The 20,331-nt window shown below is 71.1% G+C and carries 15 protein-coding genes; 5 read left to right on the forward strand and 10 right to left on the reverse strand.

Annotated features, from left to right (window positions below; all coding sequences use genetic code 11):
- Positions 1 to 374 precede the first annotated feature (374 nt).
- Positions 375 to 1,565 carry a hypothetical protein gene (locus IT371_15730; GenBank protein ID MCC6749111.1) on the reverse strand — a complete coding sequence of 397 codons (1,191 nt, stop codon included), beginning with the start codon at positions 1,563 to 1,565 and terminating at the stop codon, positions 375 to 377.
- Between the two features lie 104 nt (positions 1,566 to 1,669).
- Positions 1,670 to 2,170: a hypothetical protein gene (locus IT371_15735; GenBank protein ID MCC6749112.1), complete on the reverse strand. Its 501-nt coding sequence runs from the start codon at positions 2,168 to 2,170 to the stop codon at positions 1,670 to 1,672.
- 432 nt (positions 2,171 to 2,602) lie between these two features.
- On the opposite strand from IT371_15735, the gene IT371_15740 reads away from it, so the two are divergent.
- Complete coding sequence (locus IT371_15740) at positions 2,603 to 4,636, forward strand: hypothetical protein (GenBank protein MCC6749113.1); 2,034 nt, start codon at positions 2,603 to 2,605, stop codon at positions 4,634 to 4,636.
- A gap of 43 nt (positions 4,637 to 4,679) precedes the next feature.
- Here the strand turns inward: IT371_15740 and IT371_15745 are convergent, their stop codons facing one another.
- A complete protein-coding gene (locus IT371_15745; GenBank protein ID MCC6749114.1) occupies positions 4,680 to 7,052 on the reverse strand; it encodes a radical SAM protein in 2,373 nt (790 codons plus the stop codon).
- A 196-nt stretch (positions 7,053 to 7,248) separates the two neighbouring features.
- On the opposite strand from IT371_15745, the gene IT371_15750 reads away from it, so the two are divergent.
- From IT371_15750 to IT371_15760, 3 genes are read left to right on the forward strand one after another with little or no spacing between them, the layout of a single operon-like run.
- Entirely contained in the window at positions 7,249 to 7,590 is a 342-nt protein-coding gene (locus IT371_15750) for a response regulator (protein MCC6749115.1), read from the forward strand.
- Complete coding sequence (locus IT371_15755; protein MCC6749116.1) at positions 7,587 to 8,474, forward strand: chemotaxis protein CheX; 888 nt, start codon at positions 7,587 to 7,589, stop codon at positions 8,472 to 8,474. Before IT371_15750 ends, IT371_15755 begins: the two co-directional genes overlap by 4 nt.
- Before the next feature lie 30 nt (positions 8,475 to 8,504).
- The gene (locus tag IT371_15760) at positions 8,505 to 10,550 is read left to right on the forward strand and encodes an Hpt domain-containing protein (protein ID MCC6749117.1); all 2,046 of its coding nucleotides are present in this window, start codon (positions 8,505 to 8,507) and stop codon (positions 10,548 to 10,550) included.
- A 45-nt stretch (positions 10,551 to 10,595) separates the two neighbouring features.
- Here the strand turns inward: IT371_15760 and IT371_15765 are convergent, their stop codons facing one another.
- From IT371_15765 to IT371_15795, 7 genes are all read right to left on the reverse strand, one after another.
- Positions 10,596 to 11,849 carry a hypothetical protein gene (locus IT371_15765; GenBank protein MCC6749118.1) on the reverse strand — a complete coding sequence of 418 codons (1,254 nt, stop codon included), beginning with the start codon at positions 11,847 to 11,849 and terminating at the stop codon, positions 10,596 to 10,598.
- Between the two features lie 117 nt (positions 11,850 to 11,966).
- Positions 11,967 to 13,097, reverse strand: coding sequence for an ABC transporter permease (locus tag IT371_15770; protein MCC6749119.1), 1,131 nt, complete (start codon positions 13,095 to 13,097; stop codon positions 11,967 to 11,969).
- A complete protein-coding gene (locus IT371_15775) occupies positions 13,097 to 14,233 on the reverse strand; it encodes an ABC transporter permease (GenBank protein MCC6749120.1) in 1,137 nt (378 codons plus the stop codon). The genes IT371_15770 and IT371_15775 overlap by 1 nt, the downstream gene beginning before the upstream one ends.
- Positions 14,230 to 15,165, reverse strand: a complete 936-nt coding sequence (locus IT371_15780) for an ABC transporter ATP-binding protein (protein MCC6749121.1) — start codon at positions 15,163 to 15,165, stop codon at positions 14,230 to 14,232. The genes IT371_15775 and IT371_15780 overlap by 4 nt, the downstream gene beginning before the upstream one ends.
- 1 nt (position 15,166) lies before the next feature.
- The gene (locus IT371_15785) at positions 15,167 to 16,177 is read right to left on the reverse strand and encodes an ABC transporter ATP-binding protein (protein MCC6749122.1); all 1,011 of its coding nucleotides are present in this window, start codon (positions 16,175 to 16,177) and stop codon (positions 15,167 to 15,169) included.
- A complete protein-coding gene (locus IT371_15790; GenBank protein MCC6749123.1) occupies positions 16,174 to 17,226 on the reverse strand; it encodes an efflux RND transporter periplasmic adaptor subunit in 1,053 nt (350 codons plus the stop codon). Before IT371_15790 ends, IT371_15785 begins: the two co-directional genes overlap by 4 nt.
- Positions 17,223 to 18,620, reverse strand: a complete 1,398-nt coding sequence (locus tag IT371_15795) for a TolC family protein (GenBank protein ID MCC6749124.1) — start codon at positions 18,618 to 18,620, stop codon at positions 17,223 to 17,225. The genes IT371_15790 and IT371_15795 overlap by 4 nt, the downstream gene beginning before the upstream one ends.
- 317 nt (positions 18,621 to 18,937) lie before the next feature.
- Between IT371_15795 and IT371_15800 the strand changes: the two genes are divergently transcribed.
- A complete protein-coding gene (locus IT371_15800; GenBank protein ID MCC6749125.1) occupies positions 18,938 to 20,278 on the forward strand; it encodes a right-handed parallel beta-helix repeat-containing protein in 1,341 nt (446 codons plus the stop codon).
- The last annotated feature ends 53 nt before the right edge of the window (positions 20,279 to 20,331 follow it).

A 20,331-nucleotide genomic window follows, 5' to 3' on the forward strand; every position in this document is an offset into this window, starting at 1 on the left:
CTTGAGCCAATTCCCGTCGACGTGATTTCAAGGTGATAGATCTCTGGGGCGCCGGAGTCGTCCGGTGTGCCGGACCGGCCCGTCCGCATACCGGACCAGGAAACCCGGCTACGAGCAACCAGAGCAAGGAGCAACCACGGTCGGGTTCCCGCGGGGGTTCCCGCGGTCGGAGCAATGAGCAACCACGGTCGGGTTCCCGCGGGGGTTCCCGCGGTCGGGTTCGTGGGCGGTCAGGTTCGAGGCTGGTTCGAGGGGTTGAGAGCAACCACGGTCAGGTTCGAGGGGGAGAGCAACTACGGTCAGGTTCGAGGGGCGCAACCACGGTCAGGTTCGAGGGGGAGAGCAACTACGGTCAGGTTCGAGGGGCGCAACGGTCAGGTTCGAGGGGCGGGTTCGGGTGGCTCACGAGTTCGCCCCGATGGTCCCCGGCGACGGGAGAGAAGGCCGAGGAGGAGGAGTACGGCGAGGGCGGGCAAAGACGAGCGCGCCGACGAGAGAGTCGCCACGGCGCATCCTCCGCTCGATGACACGGGGTCGGAAGGACAGGGCGCGGCGGCCTCCGCGTGCGGGGCGGCGTCGGTGGCTGGGCTGCCAGCATCGGCGCGCGGCGCAGCGGCGTCGGGCTTCGCGACCACGGCGTCGGTCTTCGCGACCACGGCGTCGGGCTTCGCGACCACGGCGTCGGTCTTCGCGACCACGGCGTCGGGCTTCGCGACCACGGCGTCGGTCTTCACGCCAACGGCGTCGGGCTTCGCGACCACGGCGTCGGTCTTCACAGCCACGGCGTCGGGCTTCACGGGCGCGGCGTCGGTCTTTGCCGGCGCAGCGTCGGGGACGGCAGAAGCGGGCTCGGGCGTCCCGGGCGCTCCATCGGCCGGCATCGGCGCTCCATCGGCCGGCATCGGCGCTCCATCGGCCGGCATCGGCGCTCCATCGGCCGGCATCGGCGCTCCATCGGCCGGCATCGGCGCTCCATCGGCTGGCTTGGGCCCTCCGTCGGCTGGCTTGGGCCCTCCGTCGGCCAGCGTCGGCCCTCCGTCGGCGGTCGACCCGGGCGCGCGGATGAGCCGCAGGACCTGCTGCCCCGTCGCGTTCTTGTAGACCACGGCGCTGACCCCGGAGCTCGTGGCCGCGATCAAGGGCGAGTAGCTGTCGACGGCGCGGGCGGCCCAGGGGGTGACGTTGAAGGGCGTCACATCGACAACGACGCCGGCCGAGGTGAGACGCTGGGCGACGAGGGCCGTGTGGCCCGTCCCCGCCTGCGTCTGCATCGCCAGGAGGACGAAGTGCTGACCATCGAACGCTGCGCGTTGCGCCGCGATCGCGCCGGCGATCCCCGACGGGTGGAGCAGCGCGCCGTTCGCGTCGATGCGAGCCACGCGCGTGACGGTGGCCGTCGTCACCTCCCCCCACTCGATGAGAACGACTGGACCTCCGGCGAGCACCGAGACGCCGCACTCCGCGCCAGCAGGGGCATTCAGCGGCAGGGTCACGTCTCGCCTGCTGCCAGCCGGTCGAAAGATGCGCAGCTCGAGCTCGCAGTCCTTGTAGCTCTTGCGAACCACGGAAAGGCAGTCGAGACCCGCGGCAACGAGCGCGTACTCCGTCGTGGTGAGGACTGACGGCCGGATGTCGAAGGGGACACCAACCGTGCCGTTGTAGGCGAGTTCTATGCCGTGGCGGCGACGACCGAAAGGGTGTGGGAGTAGAAGTCCGAGTAGGCCACGACATGGTTGACGCCGTCGGAGGCTGCATCGGGCGAGTAGTAGTGCGAGTCTGGGCTCCATGGCGTCTGGTAGGCCGGCGAGGAGCCGAGGGGTGCGCCGCTGGAGGCAACGCGCCAGGCAAAGAGGCTCGAGGAAGTTACCCCCCCCATGTGCTTCTCGCTCCACTGTACCGCCGCCGCCACGTAGTCGCTCTTCGAGCCGCTGAGCGCGATGCGGCTGGCGGAGTTCGTTCGGCCGTATGGGTTGCCTGGGGCACTCGGGGGCAGGGTCCACAGGAGTTGACCCGCCCCGACGGTGCCGTCGGCCGCGCGGATCGGAAGAGTGAAAGCGTCCCGGTCCTTCCAGCAGGCCGCAACGAAGTTCGTCCCATCCGAGGCCACCGCGTCGCAGCTCGAGTACACGCCGCCCGTGGCGGGACCTGCGAGCGAGGTCTCCGCGGACACGGTCGGCGTCGTCGCGGCGTAGCTCCGTGAGCCAAGGGGCGCGCTCGCTTCTCGCGCCGGGCCGCAGGCCGCAAGCGCCAAGGCGACCGTCCAGGCCCCGATCAGGGCCATTCTGCGCCTCGCGCTCGGCGCGGCATCTTCTCTCGTCCGGCCTCCCATGCGTGCTCCAGTCTCCATCGTGGGTGAGTGCCTCTTCGGGGTGTGTGCCTCCTTGCACGCGGTGTGTGCCTCCTCGCACCCACCCCAGCGTCGGCCTTTGGTGCTCCTCAGTCTGGGGCGCCCCTCCCACGCGTCGCAATACGTGGAATCACGTACGTCGGGCCCTGCAGGGTTGTCAGAAAAGGCGCGGCTCGTGCGTCTGGGGCTCTGAACAGGGGGAAGGCGACGAACACCAAAGGACCCTAGGCGGAGTCGAACCGGAGGTGAGGCCCGATGAAGCTCGCTGTATTCGTCATCCTGACCCTCCTTGCTCCCGTCGCGCAGGCGGCGATCGCGGTGCAGATCGAGGACCCGGCTTACGAGGGAGCCCTGGCGGGTGACTCGGTCAACGTGGCGGCCCGCGTCACCTCGACCTATCAGCTCCAGAGCGTGACCCTAACGGTGGGCGGAACGACGACCGCCATGACGGCGCTCTACGGGCGCTTCCACCTCACGCAGTCTCTCGTCGGTCAGCCCTTCGGCCTCGTCGCCCTGACGGTCACCGCGACGGACGTGAACGGGGCGACCGGCACCGCTGTGCGCGTGGTGAACCACGACACGATTCCGCGGGTCACGATCAACGCGCCGCTGGAGGGGACGGTCGCGCGGCCGGCGCTGCAGGTGAACGTGAGCTGCGCCGACGACAACCACGCCGGATGCAGCTCGATCCAGATCGTGGCCTACGAAGGCAGCACGCGCCTCGGCGTGGTGGCCACCGGCGTGGCAACGGTGAATCAGTCGGTCTCCCTCGCGGCCTACGAGGGTCGGAAGCTGCGCCTCGAGGTGGACGCGCGGGACTCGACGGGTCGGCAGGCCCTCGCGTCGACGCCGAACGGGCTGCCGCAGCGTACGGTGTACGTGGAGTCGAGCGCGGTTCTGGCCGAGGTGGAGAGCGTCGGGGCGCCCCTCTGGGCCGTCAACGAGAGTTACTCCCTCTGGCTCGAAGGGACGAGCTGCAAGCGACGCGCGCGGCAGACCGGGCAGGTCGATACGATCGCGCCCGCCTATCCGGCGAACTCGTCGGTGGTGGGCCTATCGCCAGGCGGGGTGATCTACAACGAGGCGGGCGTAGGGGCCGAGAAGGTCTACGAGTGGCGGCCTAGCGGAACGGCGACCCTCGCGATGAACGCCACGGCGCTGCGACTCAAGGGAGACTACCTGATTTGGAGCGGCCCGCAGCAGCTCGTCCGGCGGCAGCTCTCGACCGGCACGAACACGGCGCCTTTCGGCCCGCGAAGCTACACGGTCGACATGCCCGACGTGGGCGCGAACGGTGACGTGGTCTTTCTGTATGCCGACCCGACACAGTCGAACATGGACCGCGTGGCGCGCTATCGGGCGGGCGCCATCGTGGCGCTCTCCGCGGCCGAGGCTGGGCGAGCGCCTCTGACGGACGGCACGCTGGTGGTCTACGAGCGACGGAACCCGCTGAACGCCAATCAGAGCGCCGTGGCGCTGCACGACGGTGTGACCGAGCGCATCCTCTCCGCCATGCGACCGACCTACACGCGCGCCGTGAGCCCGGGCCGTGACTATCAGGTGCGGGAGGGGTGGGTGGCCTTCACTCGGGCGGACGGGATGGGGGCGCTGCAGATATGGGTACGCAACCCCGCAGGGCAGGAGACGCAGCTCAGCGCCTTCGGCTCCTCGAGCGTGCTCGACGGCCTCGGTCCGAACGGACAGACGACCTTCTTCAACTCCGGGCGGCGCTACGTCGGCGCGCCGGGCAGCGTGGCTCGGGACATCGGCGCGGCGCTCGGAGGCTTTGCCATGGTGAATCGGCAAAACGCGGACGCCGAAGGGAGCGTCTGGCTGGGCGGCGTGCTCCACGTGGTCATCGGACGCACGCTCTTCAAGGTGCTCGCCTCGCCGGCGACCAAGCTGGATGGGGGAACGGCGAAAGCCGACGCGAGCGTGGTCAAGATCGACGGCGGCGTCGTGAAGCACGATGGGGCGAGTCCGCAGCGGGACGCGGGGGCCACGGGGACGGACGCTGGGACGGTGAAGCGCGACGGCGGAGCGCAAGTACCGGACGCACGTGCCGGCGCGCGGGACGGTGGCGTGGCCTCGATCGAGGCGGGCCTTGCTGCGACCGATGGAGCTTCCTCGAGCGCTGACGCGGGCCAGGCCGACGGAAGCGCCGCGGCGGGCGGTCAGGCCGAGGGCGGCGGGGGCTGCTCGGTGGGCGGGGATGGGCGCTCGATCGATGCGCTGCTCGCGCTGCTCGCGCTGGGGCTGCTCGCGACGGGACGGCGTCGACGCGGCTGAGGGGTCGGCGCTGCGGAAACGGCGCCGCGGCCGAGGGGTCGCTCTATCCCCCGAGGGTGGGGACGTCCCCGGCCCTCAGGGCCAGCACCGCCACACCCCCGTGCGTGCGTACTCCCACGCGGAGCTGATCGGTTTCGGCGGTGGGGACCCAGAGAACTTCGAGGCCGCTCCCCTCGCGCACGCCGTCCCCCTCCCAGCGCACTCCCGCCGCGTTGGGCTCCACGCCCGAGAGGCGCACCCGCACGCCGCGAAGCTCGCGCTCGGCCTGGAGCGCGGGCTCCGGCGGGTCGAAGAAGGGCAGGTCCATCGAGCGCACCGCGCGCCGGGGGGTGGTGTCCCGCCACTGATCGATCGGACGGGAACTCTGCGGCGCCGGCTTCTTCGGCGCGTCCTGCGGCGGCGGGTCCACGGGAATGCCGTCCCGTTTGGGCTTGGCTGCGTCCTGCGGGACCCCCGCGTCCCTGCGCATCCCCATGTCCCAGGGTACGGGGTCGGCGATCATGCCGTCGGGTCGCTTGCCCGTGTCGCGCTGCACGCCCCGGTCCGGCGGCACGCAATCAACCACGGTGAGGTCCGGCCGGCGGCCGTCGCGCAGGCGCATGTCCATCGGGACCGGGTCCACGCCCCCGTCGAAACCGACGTTTGCGTCGTTCACGCGGCCATCCCGTGGTACGGGGTCGACCACCACGCCCGAATCGGTGACGGCGCGGCTGTCGCAGCCCCACGCGCTGAGCAACGTGGACAGGGCCACGCCCTGGGCCAGGCGCCGCACGGCCTGCGTGAGCTGGGGCGGCAGGCTGAAGCTCGTGCGGGGCTTCTGCGTCGTGCTCTGCACGGCGAAGGCGTGCATCGCGTCGAGGAGTTCGTCGAGCTCGGCGTGGCGTGGCCCGTCCGCCGCGGCGATGCGGAGTCCGAGGAGGGCGGTCTCGCGCTCCAGCCGGTCCCGATCGCCGAGGTCGGCGGTGCGAGCCAGGGTGTGCGCCTGCTCGAGCAGGTCGGCTGTTTCGAGCGCGATCTCCGAGGTGAGTCGCGCAGCTCGTGCCATCAGGCGCGCCCGCTCGCCGCCTCGTTCGTCGTGGAAGGTCTCGAGGAGCTTGGCCTGGTAGCCGAGCCCCATGTAGCGGTTGTGCACCCCGTCGGGGGCGAAGTTGCGCTGCCGGAACGCCGCCGCGCAGATGCGGAAGAGGAGCTCGGTGCGGTCGTCGGTGACGCGGTAGTCGTAGCCCAGGTAGCTCCCGCCCAGCGCCCCCTTCGAGGCCAGCGCGAGCTGCAGCGGCGTGCCGTGGTAGGGCTCGGCGCGGCAGAAGTTCACCGGGTGCGTGGACTGCTCGCGGATGAAGGCGATGTTCTCGGCGATGTCCTCGAGCGTGGCCTCGGGTTCGAAGAGCAGCAGGTTGTAGCAGCAGAAGATCCCCGCCGCGTGGCAGGCGGCGAGGGCGGCCTTCACGCGCTCGGTCTCGACCCGCCGGTTGAGGTGCTGCGAGCCGAGGCTCGAGGCGTTCTCCACTCCCACGTAGAGGCGCACCACGCCGACCGCGGCGAGCTCGCGGGCCAGCTCGGGCGTGAGGGAATCGGGGCGGCACTTGCCGATGATCCCCGCCCGGCCCACGCCGAAGTCGTCGAGCGCGGCGCGGATCGCGCGCAGTCGTTCGATGGTGGCCTCCGGTCGCGGCAGGAGGAGGTTGTCGTCGTGGAAGCAGAAGATGGCGGCGTTTCGCCCGGCGGCGTGCCATAGGAGCGCCATCTCGGCGGCCACGTTCTCGGGGCTACGCCAGCGCATGAGCTGACCCGCGCCCCCCTGCGCGCGCGCGTCGCGATAGAAGCTGGTGATCGAACAATAGGTGCAGGCCCCCCAGCAGCCGCGGCTGCCCAGGATCGGAATGAAGGGGATGTCCGCGTGGCGGGCGTGCGGCCGATAGCGCTCCGGGAAGGGGAGCGCCTCCAGGTCGGGCAGCCCCCGGCACGGGGTGCGCACCGGCGGACCGTCGAGCTCGCCCGGCAGCGCCAGCCCGGCGACCTCGCGCAGAGGCCGCCCGGTCGCGAGCGCCGCGAGCAGCTCGCGGAAGGTCGTTTCCCCCTCGTAGAGCACCACGCTGTCGAGACCCGCACCCGAGCCGAGCGCCTGCTCCCAGGCCAGCGTCGGGAAATGCCCGCCCGTGGTCAGGTGGCCCCGGTAGCCGTGGACCCGGGTACGCCGCGCCAGCGCGAGGAACTCGTGCGCGCGGTGCTGGAACTGCATGCTCAGCCCGATCACCTCGGGCTGCTCGGCCGCCAGGGCCTGCGCCAGGGGCTCGAGTTCGTCGAGGGTGTTGAAGGGCTGGACCCGCACCGCATGTCCGTCCTCGCGCGCCACCGCCGCGAGCATCCCCAGCGCCAGGTTCTCCTCGAAATCGGCACCCACGAGCACGATCCGCATCGGCCTGCCTCCGTGTTGGTTGGTTCACCTTCGCCCGAGGAGCCTACCCTGGCGGCGCGCGTCTTGTCCCTCATGAAGTCCCCCAAGAAGGCCTTGCGCCCCCGCTCAAAGGCGGCTCCAATAGTGGACCCACCCACTAGAGAGGGACGAAGCGATGTCGGAACGCCAGCCCGTACTCGCGGTCGATGACTCCAGAATGTCTTTGCTCGGCATCAAGCGGCACCTCGAAGGGTCCGAGTTCGAGCTGGTCGGACAGGCTCAGAGCGGAGCCGACGCCATCGAGCAGTACGGTCGGCTGCACCCCCGCGTGGTGCTGCTCGACATCGTGATGCCGGACATGGACGGCGTGGCGGTGCTCGAGAAGCTCCGCGCGCTCGACGGCCAGGCGCGCGTGGTGATGGTCTCCTCCCTCGGCACGAAGGAGAAGGTCATGGAGTGCATGGAGAAGGGGGCCACGAGCTTCCTCATGAAGCCCTACGACCAGCAGGCGCTGCTGAAGGTGCTCCGCGACGCCCACGCGCTCGAAGGTGGAAAATGAGCGCCAAGTTCTTCGGGCAATTTCTCCTCGAGCGGGGCCGGATCGGGCGGGACCAGCTCCTCGCCGCGGTAAAGCTACAGGACACGGTGAACCTGAAGGTCGGGACGATCGCCGTGGACCGGGGCTTCATGACCGCGACGCAGGTAGAGGAGATAAACCTCCTGCAGCGGACGATCGACAAGCGCTTCGGCGAGCTGGCCATCGAGAAGGGCTTGCTCACCGAGGCCCAGCTCGGCGAGCTGCTCTCGGCGCAGAAGGCCGATCGGCTGATGCTCGGCGAGGCGCTGGTGAAGACCGGGGTGCTCTCGTCGCGCGAGCTCGGCGAGGAGCTCGAGGCCTTCCGCAAGGACCAGACCGACGCGCCGGGCACCCTGCCGGAGGTCTACAACGGGCGTCCCAACGCGCGCGTACTCGAAGTCTGCGCCGAAACGACGTGCCGCATGTTCCTTCGCATGCTGCACGCCTTCGTCAAGCCGGCGAGCTGTCACGGCGACGTATCGGTCCTCGCGCCCTACGACGTGGTCGTGGCGCAGGAGTTCACGGGCGGCTTCAATGGGGCGGTGGCGCTCGGCCTGCAGACCGGCAACCTGCGCGAGATCGCCGCCAAGCTGATGCAGCTCCCCGAGGCGGAGCTGAGCGAGGCTGACGCGCACGACTGCGGCGCCGAGTTTCTGAACATCGTCTGCGGAAACCTGGCCGCCCGCCTGAGCGCGATGGGCCTGAGCTCCGAGCTCCAGGCTCCCGTCGTGTTGACGAAGACCGCGGCGCGGCACGAGCGGCTGGCGGGCCTCGCGCGGGGCGGACCCATCACCGTGACGCCGCTCCTGGCCCCCGACGGCGCGGTCGAGCTCTGCGTCTTCGACCGTTCGAGCGCGGCGCGATAAGCCCTTTCGTCGGTCAGGCGCCAAAGCCCCATGGAACGCATTCCGGTCCAGGCTCTCCCCGCCGTGCAGGCGGCCCTCGATTCGCTCCTCGACCCGGTCTACGTGGTGGACACGGGCTACAACCTCGTCTGGGTGAACCTGGCCTACCGCAACCTCTTCGGTTACCGGCCGCGGCACCGGCGCCTCTGTCACGAGGTGGCGAAGCTCGGCATCTGCCAGCAGCACGACTGTCTGCTGCAGAGCTGCCTGCGCACGAGTCAGCAGTCGCGGTACGTCGAGACCTCGGTGGGCGGCGCCCTCGAGGGGCAGGCCTCGTGCAATGCGGTGGCGGTCCCCGTCTTCGACCCGGCCACGGACCGCGTGGTGGCCGCCGTGGGTGTGCTGCGCGACACCTCCGTCGAGGTCAACCTGCACCGCAAGTACGCCGCGATGCTCGAGGTGGAGCGCAACCGCAAGGTCGTGCTCGAACAGATGGTGGCCGAGCGGACCCGCGACCTCGTGCAGGCCAACGAGACGCTGAATCAGGCCAACCTGGACCTCGCCCGCTCGCGCAAAGAGGTGGCGGACATCCTGCAGAACATCCGCCAGGGGATCCTGACTGTCGACGAGAACCTGCAGATCGGGAAGGAGTACTCGCGCTTCTCCGAGGAGCTCTTCGACCGCGCGGCGCTCGCGGGAGCGGACGTGGTGGAGCTCCTCCTGCCCGAGGCCGACGGGGAGTCGGCGCGCGAACGCAACGACCTCAAGGAATGGTTCAAGCTGATCTTCCACAGCCCGACCTTGGACTGGAGCACGGCCAAGGAGCTGGTGCGCAAGGAGTACGTCCACCGTCGCCCCGAGGGGGAGCAGCGCGAGCTCTTGGTGGACGTGCAGGCCATCCGGGAGGAGCAGCGCGTGGCCCGGATGATGCTCATCATCGAGGACCTGACCGAGAAGCGCGCGCTCGAGCGCTCGCTCAGCGCCAAGCAGCGCGAGATCGACGAGAACATCGCATACCTGGCCGAGGTGGCGCGCCTCGACCCCGAGATGTTCGGCGTCTTCTTCGAGGAGGCGCTCGGGATCATCGAGAGCTCGGGGGCGGCCCTCGGGCAGATCCGCGCGGGTCACCCGCCGGGCCCGCTCGTGGACCGCATGTTCCGCGAGATGCACACGCTCAAGGGCAACGCCATGTCGATGGGGCTCGTGCGGGTAGCGGCGAAGGCCCACTGGGTCGAGGACGCCTTCTCGGCGCTGCGAGCCTCGGGGGCGGCGCTGAGCGAGGCCACGGTCACCGAGACCGAGGGGAAGGTGCGCGACCTCGGCGAGCTCCTGGATCGCGTCAAGACCATGGCCTCGAAGGTGCTGAGCCAGAAGGGGGGCCTGGACAACGGCGCGGTGCGCTCGGGCGACCGGCCGCTGAAGGTCGAGATCGATCAGGCGCGGCTCACGGCGGTCGTGGACTGGCTCGAGAGCGTGCAGGACGAGGGGCTGCCGCGCCCGATGCTCGACGAGATCCGGGCCCGCATCCTGGCCCTCACGCGCGTGCCGCTCAGCCGGCTCTATCACCGCTTCCCGAAGATGGTGGACGACCTGGCCGAGCAGCTCGGCAAGAACGTGAACCCGGTGGTGCTGGAGGGCGGGGAGCTCGCGCTCGAGGGGCAGACGTTCAACAAGCTGGCGAACGCGCTGGTGCACCTGTTGCGGAACTCGGTGGACCACGGCATCGAGCCTCCGGCGCAGCGCCTGGCGAGCGGCAAGGTGGCGCAAGGGACGGTGAAGGTGCTCGCCCGTCAGGAGGGGCCGGACCTGGTGGTCGAGGTGAGCGACGACGGTCGCGGCATCGACGCGCAGAAGGTGCTGGCGCGGGCGCGAGAGCGGGGCGTGATCGATGCGCAGGCGACCTTGAGCGACGAAGAGGCGATCCAGCTCATCTTCGCCCCCGGCTTCTCCACGGCCGAGAAGGTCACCGACGTGTCCGGGCGTGGCGTGGGGCTCGATGCGGTGAAGGCCATCGTGGACGAATTGGAAGGAACGCTCGCTATCCAGAACCGCCTCGGCGAGGGGACGAGCTTTCGCATCCAGTTCCCGGCGGGCTAAGGAGGCTGGCCAGCCTCCTTAGGCGCCGCCTTCGGGTCTGACGCGCTACATCGTCGGGTCGAGGGGGAGGCTGGGCTCCTCGATCACGGGGAGCGGTTCGTGCTTCCTCCTCCGCCCGAACTTCACCACGCGGAGCAACACGTTGCCGGCGCGCCGGTAGGCGGTGGCGCTGGTGCCCAGCCCGTCGCTGGTCAGGCCGCCCAGGTTCTCGTCGCCCGGGACGGTCGAGAGGGGCGCCTCGAGGCCGACCGCCCCGAGCGAGGCGGTCCGGTAGGCCCCGTAGAGATCCACGCCCGTGGTGCCGGCGTTGCGTGGGTCGTTCCAGGCCAGCAGATAGCGCGACCCGTCGAACGTGAGTCGGGCGGCCTTCGAGATCGCGATGCCGCTCGGGTCCAGCACGGTCCCGGTTTGGTCCACGCGCACCAGCTTGAAGACGTACCCGCCGGAGACAAAGTGGTTCATGCCCAGCGTGCAGACTCCCGGAGCGCAGCTCATGGTGTCGGCCGCACTCTCGGGGCAATGCTGGCCGAGGGTCACTTCAGAGCCGACTGCTCCGACCGGCGGGACCAGCCGAACGGATTTTCGGTTGCCCATCGCATCCCACACCAGCACCTGGTAGCTCGTGCCGTCGAAGCCCATGGCGGTCACAGCGGTTAATCCAGACGCCCCGACCGGTTCATAGCTCCCCACCTGACCCTGAGCGCTGACCCGCACTACGACGGCCATGGCCTGCGAATAGAGCGCGAAGGCGCCGCCCACCAGGAAGTCGCCGTTTCCGCTCGCCACCGCGCGGGACGAGGCCCAGAGGCCTCCGGTAAGGACCTCGAGCGGGGTGGTGTCGAGCACGGCGCCACCCAGGCTGAGACGCGCGGCGTAGATCGATCCAAAGCCGGACAGCGGGCGGGCCTGGTTCCAGACCACGAGGCACTGGGCGGCGGAACACGCGATGACTGGAGAGCTCCGAACTCCGGCTCCGACGGCGATCGGGATGGGCGATGGGTCCAGTAACTGGCCCGTGGAGGACACGCGTGCCCCGTGGATCTCCCCCCCGGACTCCCACACGAGCGTGAAGCTCTGCCCGTTCCATGCGACGGCGGGATCACGGACGGGAGTCGTGCCGAGCGTGGCGACGGTGACCTCGGCCGAGGCGATCGGCCCGTATACGGCGGGTTTGACGGTCGTCGCGGTGGCCTCCCGCACCCCCTCCGACGGTGCGTCGATCTCGCCCGTGCAGCCCCCGGCGAGGGCGAGCAGTACGGAGAGACCGGCGCTGCAACGTCTTCCTCTGAACGATGACATCGTACCTCCTTGGTGCAGGGTGTTCCCCCTCAGCTCACCAGACGCGCGAGACCGGAAAAGTCTGACGGCCCCTCCAACGATTGCTGCGGTGCGGCGGGACGCGAGCTTCCCCGGCCCTTAGCCGAGGCGCTTGTGAAAGCGCAGCGTCGAGAGAAGGAGGATGCCGGCGCCGAAGCCGAGGAGCGCGGCGAGAGGACGCCAGAGGTCTGCGAGGCTGGCTCCCTTGAGCAGCGCGCCGCGCAGGATCTCGACGTAGTAGCGCACGGGATTGACCCAGGTGAGGGGCTGTATCCAGGTCGGCATGCTCTCGATGGGGGACATGAAGCCGGAGAGCAGGATGGCGGGGATCAGGAAGAAGAAGCCGCCGAGGATCGCCTGCTGCTGCGTCGCGGCGAGGGTCGAGATGAAGACGCCCGTGCCGAGGGTGCTCATCAGATAGAGCACGGTGCCGAGGAAGACCGTGAAGAGGGAGCCGCGCACGGGCACGTCGAAGAGGTGGGTGCCGATGGCCAGCACCAGGCCGGCCACCACGAGGCCGATGAGCGCGAAGGGGAGGGTCTTGCCGAGGAGCAGCACCGAGGGCCGGAGCGGAGTGATCAGGAGCTGCTCGATCGTGCCGAGCTCCTTCTCGCGGGCCAGCCCCATGGCGGTGACGATCGTCGTGACCACGAGCAGGGTGATGGCCGCCACGCCGGGGACCATGTAGACGGGGCTCTTCATGCGCGGGTTGTAGAGCACGCGCGGCTCGACGCGGATCGCGGGCCAGACGGGGCGCACCCCCTGGAGCGCCGCCATCGCGCTCAGCCGGAGGCGCGCGAGCTCGAGGCTCCGCTGGCCGAGCACCGCGAGGGCCGTGCCGAGCGTGACCTGGGCCCGGATCGGGTCGGTCCCGTCGAGGAGCACCTGCACCTGGGCCGCGCGGCCGTGGAGGAGGTGCTGCGCGAAGCCGCGCGGGAGCACGAGCACCGCGTGGGCCGTTCCCCGCGCGAGCGGTTCGGTCGGGTCGGAGACTTCGCCGACACTACGAAGCGTGCCGTCGGCGAGGAGGGCGCTGACGAGCGCGCGGCTCTCGGCGGTGCGGTCCTGGTCGCAGAGCGCGGTGCCGATGCGATCCACGTCCAGGTCCACCGCGTAGCCGAGGAGCACGAGCTGGAGGATCGGCGCTCCGATCAGCACGAAGACGACGCGCCGGTCTCGAAAGGCCTGGCGCAGCTCCTTGCGCATCACGGCGGCGAGCTCGGCGCGCATCAGTCGAGCCTCCGGCGAAAGCGGAGCGTGGTGACCGCCACGAGGAAGGCCCCGAGAGCGGCGAGCCCGAGGAGCTGCGGCCAGAGCTGCGAGAAGCCGTAGCCCTGGAGCAGCAGGCCTCGCAGCGCCGCGATGGCGTAGCGCGCGGGCACGACGTGCGAGATGCCCTGCAGCACGAGGGGCATGTTGTCGATCGGGAAGAGAAAGCCGGAGAGCAAGAGAGCGGGCAGGATGCCCGACACGGCGCCGACCTGGGTGGCGACCTGCTGGTTGCGCGTGACCATGCTGATGAGCAGGCCCTGGCCGAGGACGCAGACCAGAAAGAGGACGGCGACGAGCGCGAGGAGCAGGAATGAGCCTCGCAGCGGGACGTCGAAGAGCCACGCGCCGGCCGAGAGCACGAGGAGGAGCTGCACCACCCCGAGGGCCACGTAGGGGAGGAGCTTGCCGAGCACCACCGAGAGCCGGCCCACCGGCGTGGCGAAGAGCTGCTCCATCGACCCGCGCTCCCACTCGCGAGCCACGGCGAGCGCCGAGAGGAGCACCGCGAGGACCCCGACCACGATCGCCACGAGACCGGGCACGACGAAAAGGGCCGAGCGCATGTCCGGGTTGAACCAGGGATGCACGCGCGGCTCGAGGGGCAGGGGCGCCGAGCGCACGGCGTGCGCGAGCAGGCGGGCGGTCTCGCGCTGCGCGATCTCGGTGGCGTAGGTGAGGGCGATGCGGGTGGCCGTGCCGTCGGAGCCGTCCATCAGGAGCTGAAAGGGGGCCGAGCGGCCGCGGGCGAGGGTGCGGCCGAAGCCGGGGGCGATCACCACGGCCCCGCGCACGGCGCCGCGCCGGAAGGCGGCCTCTGCCTCCTCGGGGCGGTCGAGGCGAAGCTCCTCGCGCAGCCGGAAGGCGTCGGAGGCGCGCAGGGCGGCGAGCAGGCGACGCGAGGCGGGGGAACGATCCTGGTCGATGACGCCGAGCTCGAGGTGCTCCACGTCGAAGGTCACGGCGTAGCCGAAGAGCAGGACCAGAATGACGGGCATGCCGAGGGCCAGGTAGATCGCCTGCCGGTCGCGCACGACGTGCAGGAGCTCCTTGTGGCCGAGCGCCAGCGTGCGCGCGACGAAGGGTCCCACGCTCATTGCGGCTCCACGACCGCGAGGAAGACGTCCTCGAGGGTGGGTTCGATCGGTTCCAGCCGCAGGCCAGAAAAGCCGGCCGCCGCGAACGCCCGGTCGAGCCCGGCCAGGTCGAGCCGCGAGGGCTCGAGGCGCAGGTGCGCGGAGGCGCCGAAGGGCTGGGCTGCGAGCACTCCGGGGAGCGCGCGCGCCACGGGGAGGGCCTGGGCCAGCCGGGGGCCTTCGAGGCGCACGAGCTGCCCCGGCACGTGCTCGGCCTTCAGCCGCTCGGGCGTGTCGAGGGCGGCGAGGCGGCCGTCGACCATCAGGCCGATGCGGTGGCAGTACTCGGCCTCGTCCATGTAGTGCGTGGTGACGAAGAGCGTGGTGCCCGCCGCGGAGAGCTCGCGGATCAGCCGCCAGAAGGTGCGGCGCGCCGCGGGGTCCACGCCGGCGGTGGGCTCGTCGAGAAAGAGGATCTCGGGGCCGTGGAGGAGCGCCGAGGCGAGGGCCAGGCGCTGGCGCAGGCCGCCGGGCAGCTCGGAGGTCCGCGTGTCGCGCGCCTCGACGAGACCCACGCGCGCGAGAACCTCGTCGGTGCGGCGGGCGAGCGCGGCTCCGGAGAGCCCGTAGACGCCGCCGAAGAACTCGAGGTTCTCGGTGACCTTCAGGTCCGGATAGAGGGAGAAGCGCTGGGACATGTAGCCGAGCGAGCGCTTCACGCGTTCGGGGTCGGCGTCCACGCTCACGCCGTTCAGCCAGGCTTCGCCCGACGAGGGACGGATGAGGCCGCAGAGCATGCGGATGGTGGTGGACTTGCCGGCCCCGTTCGCGCCCAGGTAGCCGAAGATCTCGCCGCGCGCGACCTCGAAGGAGACCTCCCGCACGGCGACGAAATCGCCGAAGACGCGCGTGAGGCGGTCGGTGCGAATCACCGTCGGGGCGCGGCCGCCCATCTCAGTCCGCCTCGCGCGGGGGCACGGGATTGTCCTCGTGCGGGCGCACGGGGTCGTCGGCGCGCGGGGCGTCCGCCGTGGCGGCCAGGAAGAGGTCCTCGACCTCGGGGCGCACGTTCTTGGGGCGCGCTCCGAGCTGGAGCAGCGCGGCGCGCGTCGCCGCCTCGCCGCCGGGGCGCACCACCACGCGCAGGGCGTGGCCGGCGACGGAGAGGGCCACCACCTCGCGGCGTCCCTCGAGCGCGGCCTCGAGGAGGGCGGGTTCGACCCTTTCGGCCAGCAGGACCGAACCGGGGAAGGCGCCGAGGAGGTCGGCCGGTGTGCCGCCGAGCACCACGCGGCCGCGGTACATCAGGTGGATGCGATGACACCGCGCCGCCTCGTCCATGTACGGGGTGGAGACGACGATGCCCATCCCTTCGGCCGTGAGCTCGAAGAGCAGCTCCCAGAGCTCGCGCCGGCTGACGGGGTCCACGCCGTTCGTGGGCTCGTCCATGAGCAGGAGGCGCGGGCGCGGCAGGAGTGCGCAGGCCAGGGCCAGCTTCTTGTACATGCCGCCCGAGAGGGCGTCGGCGCGGCGGTCGGTGAAGCGTCCGAGGCGCGTGATCTCGAGCAGCCGCTCGCGTCGCGCGCGATAGGTCGGGCGGTCGAGGCTGAACATGCGCGAGAAGAAGCGCAGGTTCTCCTCGACGGTGAGGTCGCCGTAGAGGCTGTACTGCTGCGGCATGTAGCCGAGCGCGGTGCGCAGGGCCTGCGCGCTGGACAGCGGCGCGTGACCGAGCACCTCCACCTCGCCCGCGTCGGCGCCGATCATCCCAGCCAGGATGCGCATGGCGGTGGTCTTCCCGGCTCCGTCGGGGCCGACCAGACCGACCATCTCTCCCGCACGCGCTTCGAGGGAGAAATCGGCGAGCGCGAGGGTGGCGCCGAAGCGACGTTGCACTCCCGTGGCGCGCACGATGGGTGGGAGAGCGCTCTCCGGGGACAGCGCCCTCACGGTCGGCTCGCTCACGGGCGTCGCGCCGTGCCGTCGATGCTCACCTCGACGGGCATCCCCGGCCGCAGGGCGTGGTCGGCGTTCTTCAGGCGAACCTGGACCGCGTAGACGAGGCGGTCGCGATCTTCGCGCGTCTGCGTGCCGCGCGAGGTGAACTCGGCCTGGGCGGAGACGGCCACGATGCGTCCGTCGAAGCGCCGGTCGGGATAGGTATCGGCGACCACGGTGACCGGGCGCCCTGGCGAGGCGGCGGCGAGCTCGCGGTTCGGCAGGTAGAAGGTGACCCGCGCCTCGTCGAGCGCGACGAGGGTCAGGACCCGGCCACCGGGCAGCACCACCTCTCCGGGCTCGAGGGCCCGGGTCTGCACGACCCCGTCGATCGGGGCGCGAAGGAGGCATTCCTCGACGAGCGTGCGGGCCCGCTCCACCTCGGCGGCCGCGGCGCTGACGGTGGCGAGGGCCGCCTCGGCCTGTCTGCGGGCTGCCTCGGCGGTGGACTGGGCGGCGGCGGCCTGACCGCGCGCGGCGCTCTTCTGCGCCTGGAGCGCCTGGAGCTGCTCGCCGAGCTGCGTGACCTGGGTCGAGACGGCGTCGAGGTCGGAGGCAGTGGCCCCCCCTTCCCCCTGGAGGCGCTGGATGCGTCCACGCTGGCGGGCGCTGGCCTGCGCGGTGGCTCGCAGCGCCTCGGACTGGGCGCCGCTCGCGCGAATGCCCGCCGCCGCCGCGCGCGCCGAGCCGAGCGCCGCGCCGACCTGGGCCCTGGCCGCCTCGGCGGTGGAGCGCGCCGCCTTGAGGCGTCCTTCTGCCGCGGCGAGGAGCGAGCGGTTGTCGCGACAGTCCAGCTCGACGAGCACCTCTCCCTTTTTGACGGTCGCACCCTCCTCGACGCGCACGGCCAGGATGCGGGCCGAGAGGCGGGCGCTCACGTCCACCTCAACGCCCTCGATCACGCCGTTGCCCCCCGAGGGGCGGAGGAGGGCTGCCTGGTTCTCGCGCACCTTGAGCCAGAGCCCGACGCTGAGCCCGAGGACGAGCACGGCAAAGACGATCACCGCGCGCTTCATGGTCTGCCTCCGGGGCTTCTTCCGGCGGGTGGAGTGCGTGCGGCGGGTGGGGTGCGCGCGCCGGGTGGAGTGCGCGCGGCGGGGTCGAAGACGGCGCCGTGGAGAGCGAGGCTCTCGGCGCGGACGAGCGCCTTGGCGAGCAGCGCCTGCTTGACCGCCACGCGGGCCCGGTCGAGTCCGAGCTCGGCGTTGTGCACGTCGAGCGTGGTGCCGGTGCCGGCGGAGAGCGCGGCGCGGGCCACGCGCAGGTAGACCTCGGTCTGGGCGCGCGTCTCCCGGGCCGACGCGAGCTCCGCCTCGGCGGTGCGGGCGCGGGCCTCGAGGTCGATCAGCCGACGGCGCAGGCTCTCGGTGGCCGCGCGCTCCTGCGCCTCGAGGCTGCGGGCCTGCGCACGCGCCTCGCGCACCTGCTGTGTGCGGAGGCCTCCGTCGTAGAAGTCCCAGGCGAGGGTCACGCCCCCCTGCAGGAGCGGCCCCCACTCGAGCTTCATTGCGTGCGGGTATTCGAGGTCGGCGCGGAGCATCAGGCTCAGAGTCGGCGCGAGCGTGCGCGCGGTCGCACGGGCGGCCAGCTCGGCGGCGAGGCGGGCGGCCCGCAGGCGGGCCAGCGCGGGGGCCTGGGCCAGGTCCAGCGTCGCCGCCGAGCCGGCCAGCGTGGCGAGGTCACCGGTGAGCTCGGGGGGCGAGGCGAGGGCCAGCAGACTCTGAAGCTGGCCCCGATAGCGCGCCAGCTCGCTCGCGGCCTGACGTTCCTGCGCGCGCAGCGCGGCGAGCCGCACGCGAGCCTGGGCCAGCGCCACCTGGGAGCCGGTGCCCACCTCGGCCTTGAGCCGGGCGCGCCGCTCCTCGGCGGCGGCGAGGGCCAGCGAGTCGCGAGAGATCTGCTGCAGGTCGCGGGCGAAGAGGGCGGCGAGAAAGAGGGCCCGGACCTGGAAGGCCAGCGTGGCTTCGGTCTCGCGGGAGCGCGCCTGCTCGCCGGAGAGCGCGCTGCGGGCGGCCTCGACGCGCGAGCCCCGCGACAGATCGAACGCGCGCCACGAGACCTGAGCCCCGGCGCGAAAGCGATGCAGGTCGTCGATCTCGCCGATGCTGGGCCGGATGGTCGCCGGAAGGAACGAGAGGTCGATGGGGAGCTGCGTCTTCGGCCAGTGCAGGGAGTACGTCACGTCCAGGCCGAGCCGCGGCAGGTAGGCCGAGCGGGCCTGCCCCACGCGCGCCTCGGCGGCAGTCTCCGCCTCGCGCCCGGCGGCGAGCTCGGGAGCGCGCGCGAGGGCGCGGGAGACTGCACCGTCGATCGTGAGCGGGGCGGATTGCGCCGAGACCTGGCGGGAGGCGGCGAGGGCCGCGATCAGCACGCCCATCGAGAAGGCGGCACGAAGCAGCAAGCGGGACATCGTGACCTCCGAGGCGGGAGGCTTCCGAGACAGGCGCGCCGCACGTCGGGTCTGGTGCCCGTCTCTCCGTCGGGGAGGGTAGTCCCACTCGTCGGTGGCGGGCAAGGGTGGGCGGGCCTCTGTGTCAATGGTCAGCGATTCTGTCCGCGTCGCGAGACGCTCGGCTGCCCGACCACCGGCTCGGCCGGCGCATGCCCGTTTTGCGTAGCAGGAGAACCGCTATTGCCCTACAGTGCGCACATCACCATCCCGGAGGGGATTGCCCACGCGAGCCGCTGCTCGCGAGTCCACCGCTTTCCAGCTCAGAGGAGGAACCGATGCAGACCGCACGCCAGCACCTCGGACGGTATCGCAGGGGACGACCCGCAAGAGCCTCTTCGCTCTACAGCCTCCTCTGCTTCGCCTGCCTCGCCGTCCTCGGGTCGGTGGGCAACGCTCGGGCGGCCGTGACCTACTACGCGGCCAAGACCGGCTGCAGCAACACGGGACCCGGGAGCAAGGCGTACCCCTTCTGCTCGGCGGCGAAGGGGGCCAGCCTCCTTAAGGCCGGCGACACCCTGATCATCGGCGCCGGAACCTATGCCGAGCGCCTGGTGGTGAGCGAGGTACCCGGGACGGCCACGGCTCCCGTGACGATCAAGGCGGCCCCGGGGGCCGTGGTCGTGTTCGACGGCTCCAGGGTCCCAGTGGACGACGCCGGCCTGATTCACGTCGAGTTCAGCAGCTACGTCACCCTGACGGGCCTCACCGCGCGCCTGTCGCGCTACTACGGCATCAACGTGAGCGGCTCGAGCAACGTCACGCTGAGCGCGATGAAGGTGGACACGAGCCAGCACGGAGGGATCGTCGTCGATCAGGGCTCGGCCTACGTCGTGGTGACCGGCTGCGACGTGAACAGGGCCGATAGCTGCGGCAGCGGGTGCGGCGTCCACGAGGGGCTCACGGTATCCGAGTCGAACAGCGTCACCGTGGCGAACAACCGGATCCACGACGGCACGATGGAGGGCATCGACGTCAAGGATGGCTCGAAGGGCGCGGACGTGTACGGCAACACCGTCTACAACAACGGGGCGGTGGGGATCTACCTCAACCACACCACGGGGAGCCGCTTCTACCGCAACCGGGTCTACAACAACGGCGCCTCGGGATTTCAGCTCACCGTCGGTGACGGCGCCATGGGAGCCGCGCTCACCACGGGCAACAAGATCTACCTCAACGTGGTCACGGGGAATAGGTTCTGCGGCGTGGAGTTCTGGCCCGCCGGAGCCGGAAGCCTGAGCGGCAACGCGATCTACAACAACGTGTTCTACGCGAACAAGCAGTACGCGCTGGAGTTCTCGGACCAGTCGTCGATGGTGAAGGCCACCCTGGTGCGCAACAACATCTCGATGGCGAACCCCCTGGGCGGCTTCACGGGCAAGGCGGCGGCGGTGAACACGATCTCGAATAACCTCTTTTCTGGCTCGGCCCCCGCCGGCCAGGCGGCCGTCGTCGGCGACGCGAAGTTCGTCAACGCCACGGCCGGCGACTTCCGGCTGCAGGCGGGCAGCCCGGCGATCGACAAGGGCTACGACATGGGGCTGCCGAGGCTCGGCGCGCCCGACATCGGGGCCATCGAGTACGGGCTCGTCGGCGCGCCACCCATCGCGGGGCGGTGAGGAGGGGGCCAGGGGCTGGCTGCCGGCGCGCGATCGCCGACCGGCGTTCCAGG

The sequence above is a fragment of the Deltaproteobacteria bacterium genome, assembly GCA_020848905.1.
Lineage (GTDB): Bacteria > Myxococcota_A > Polyangia.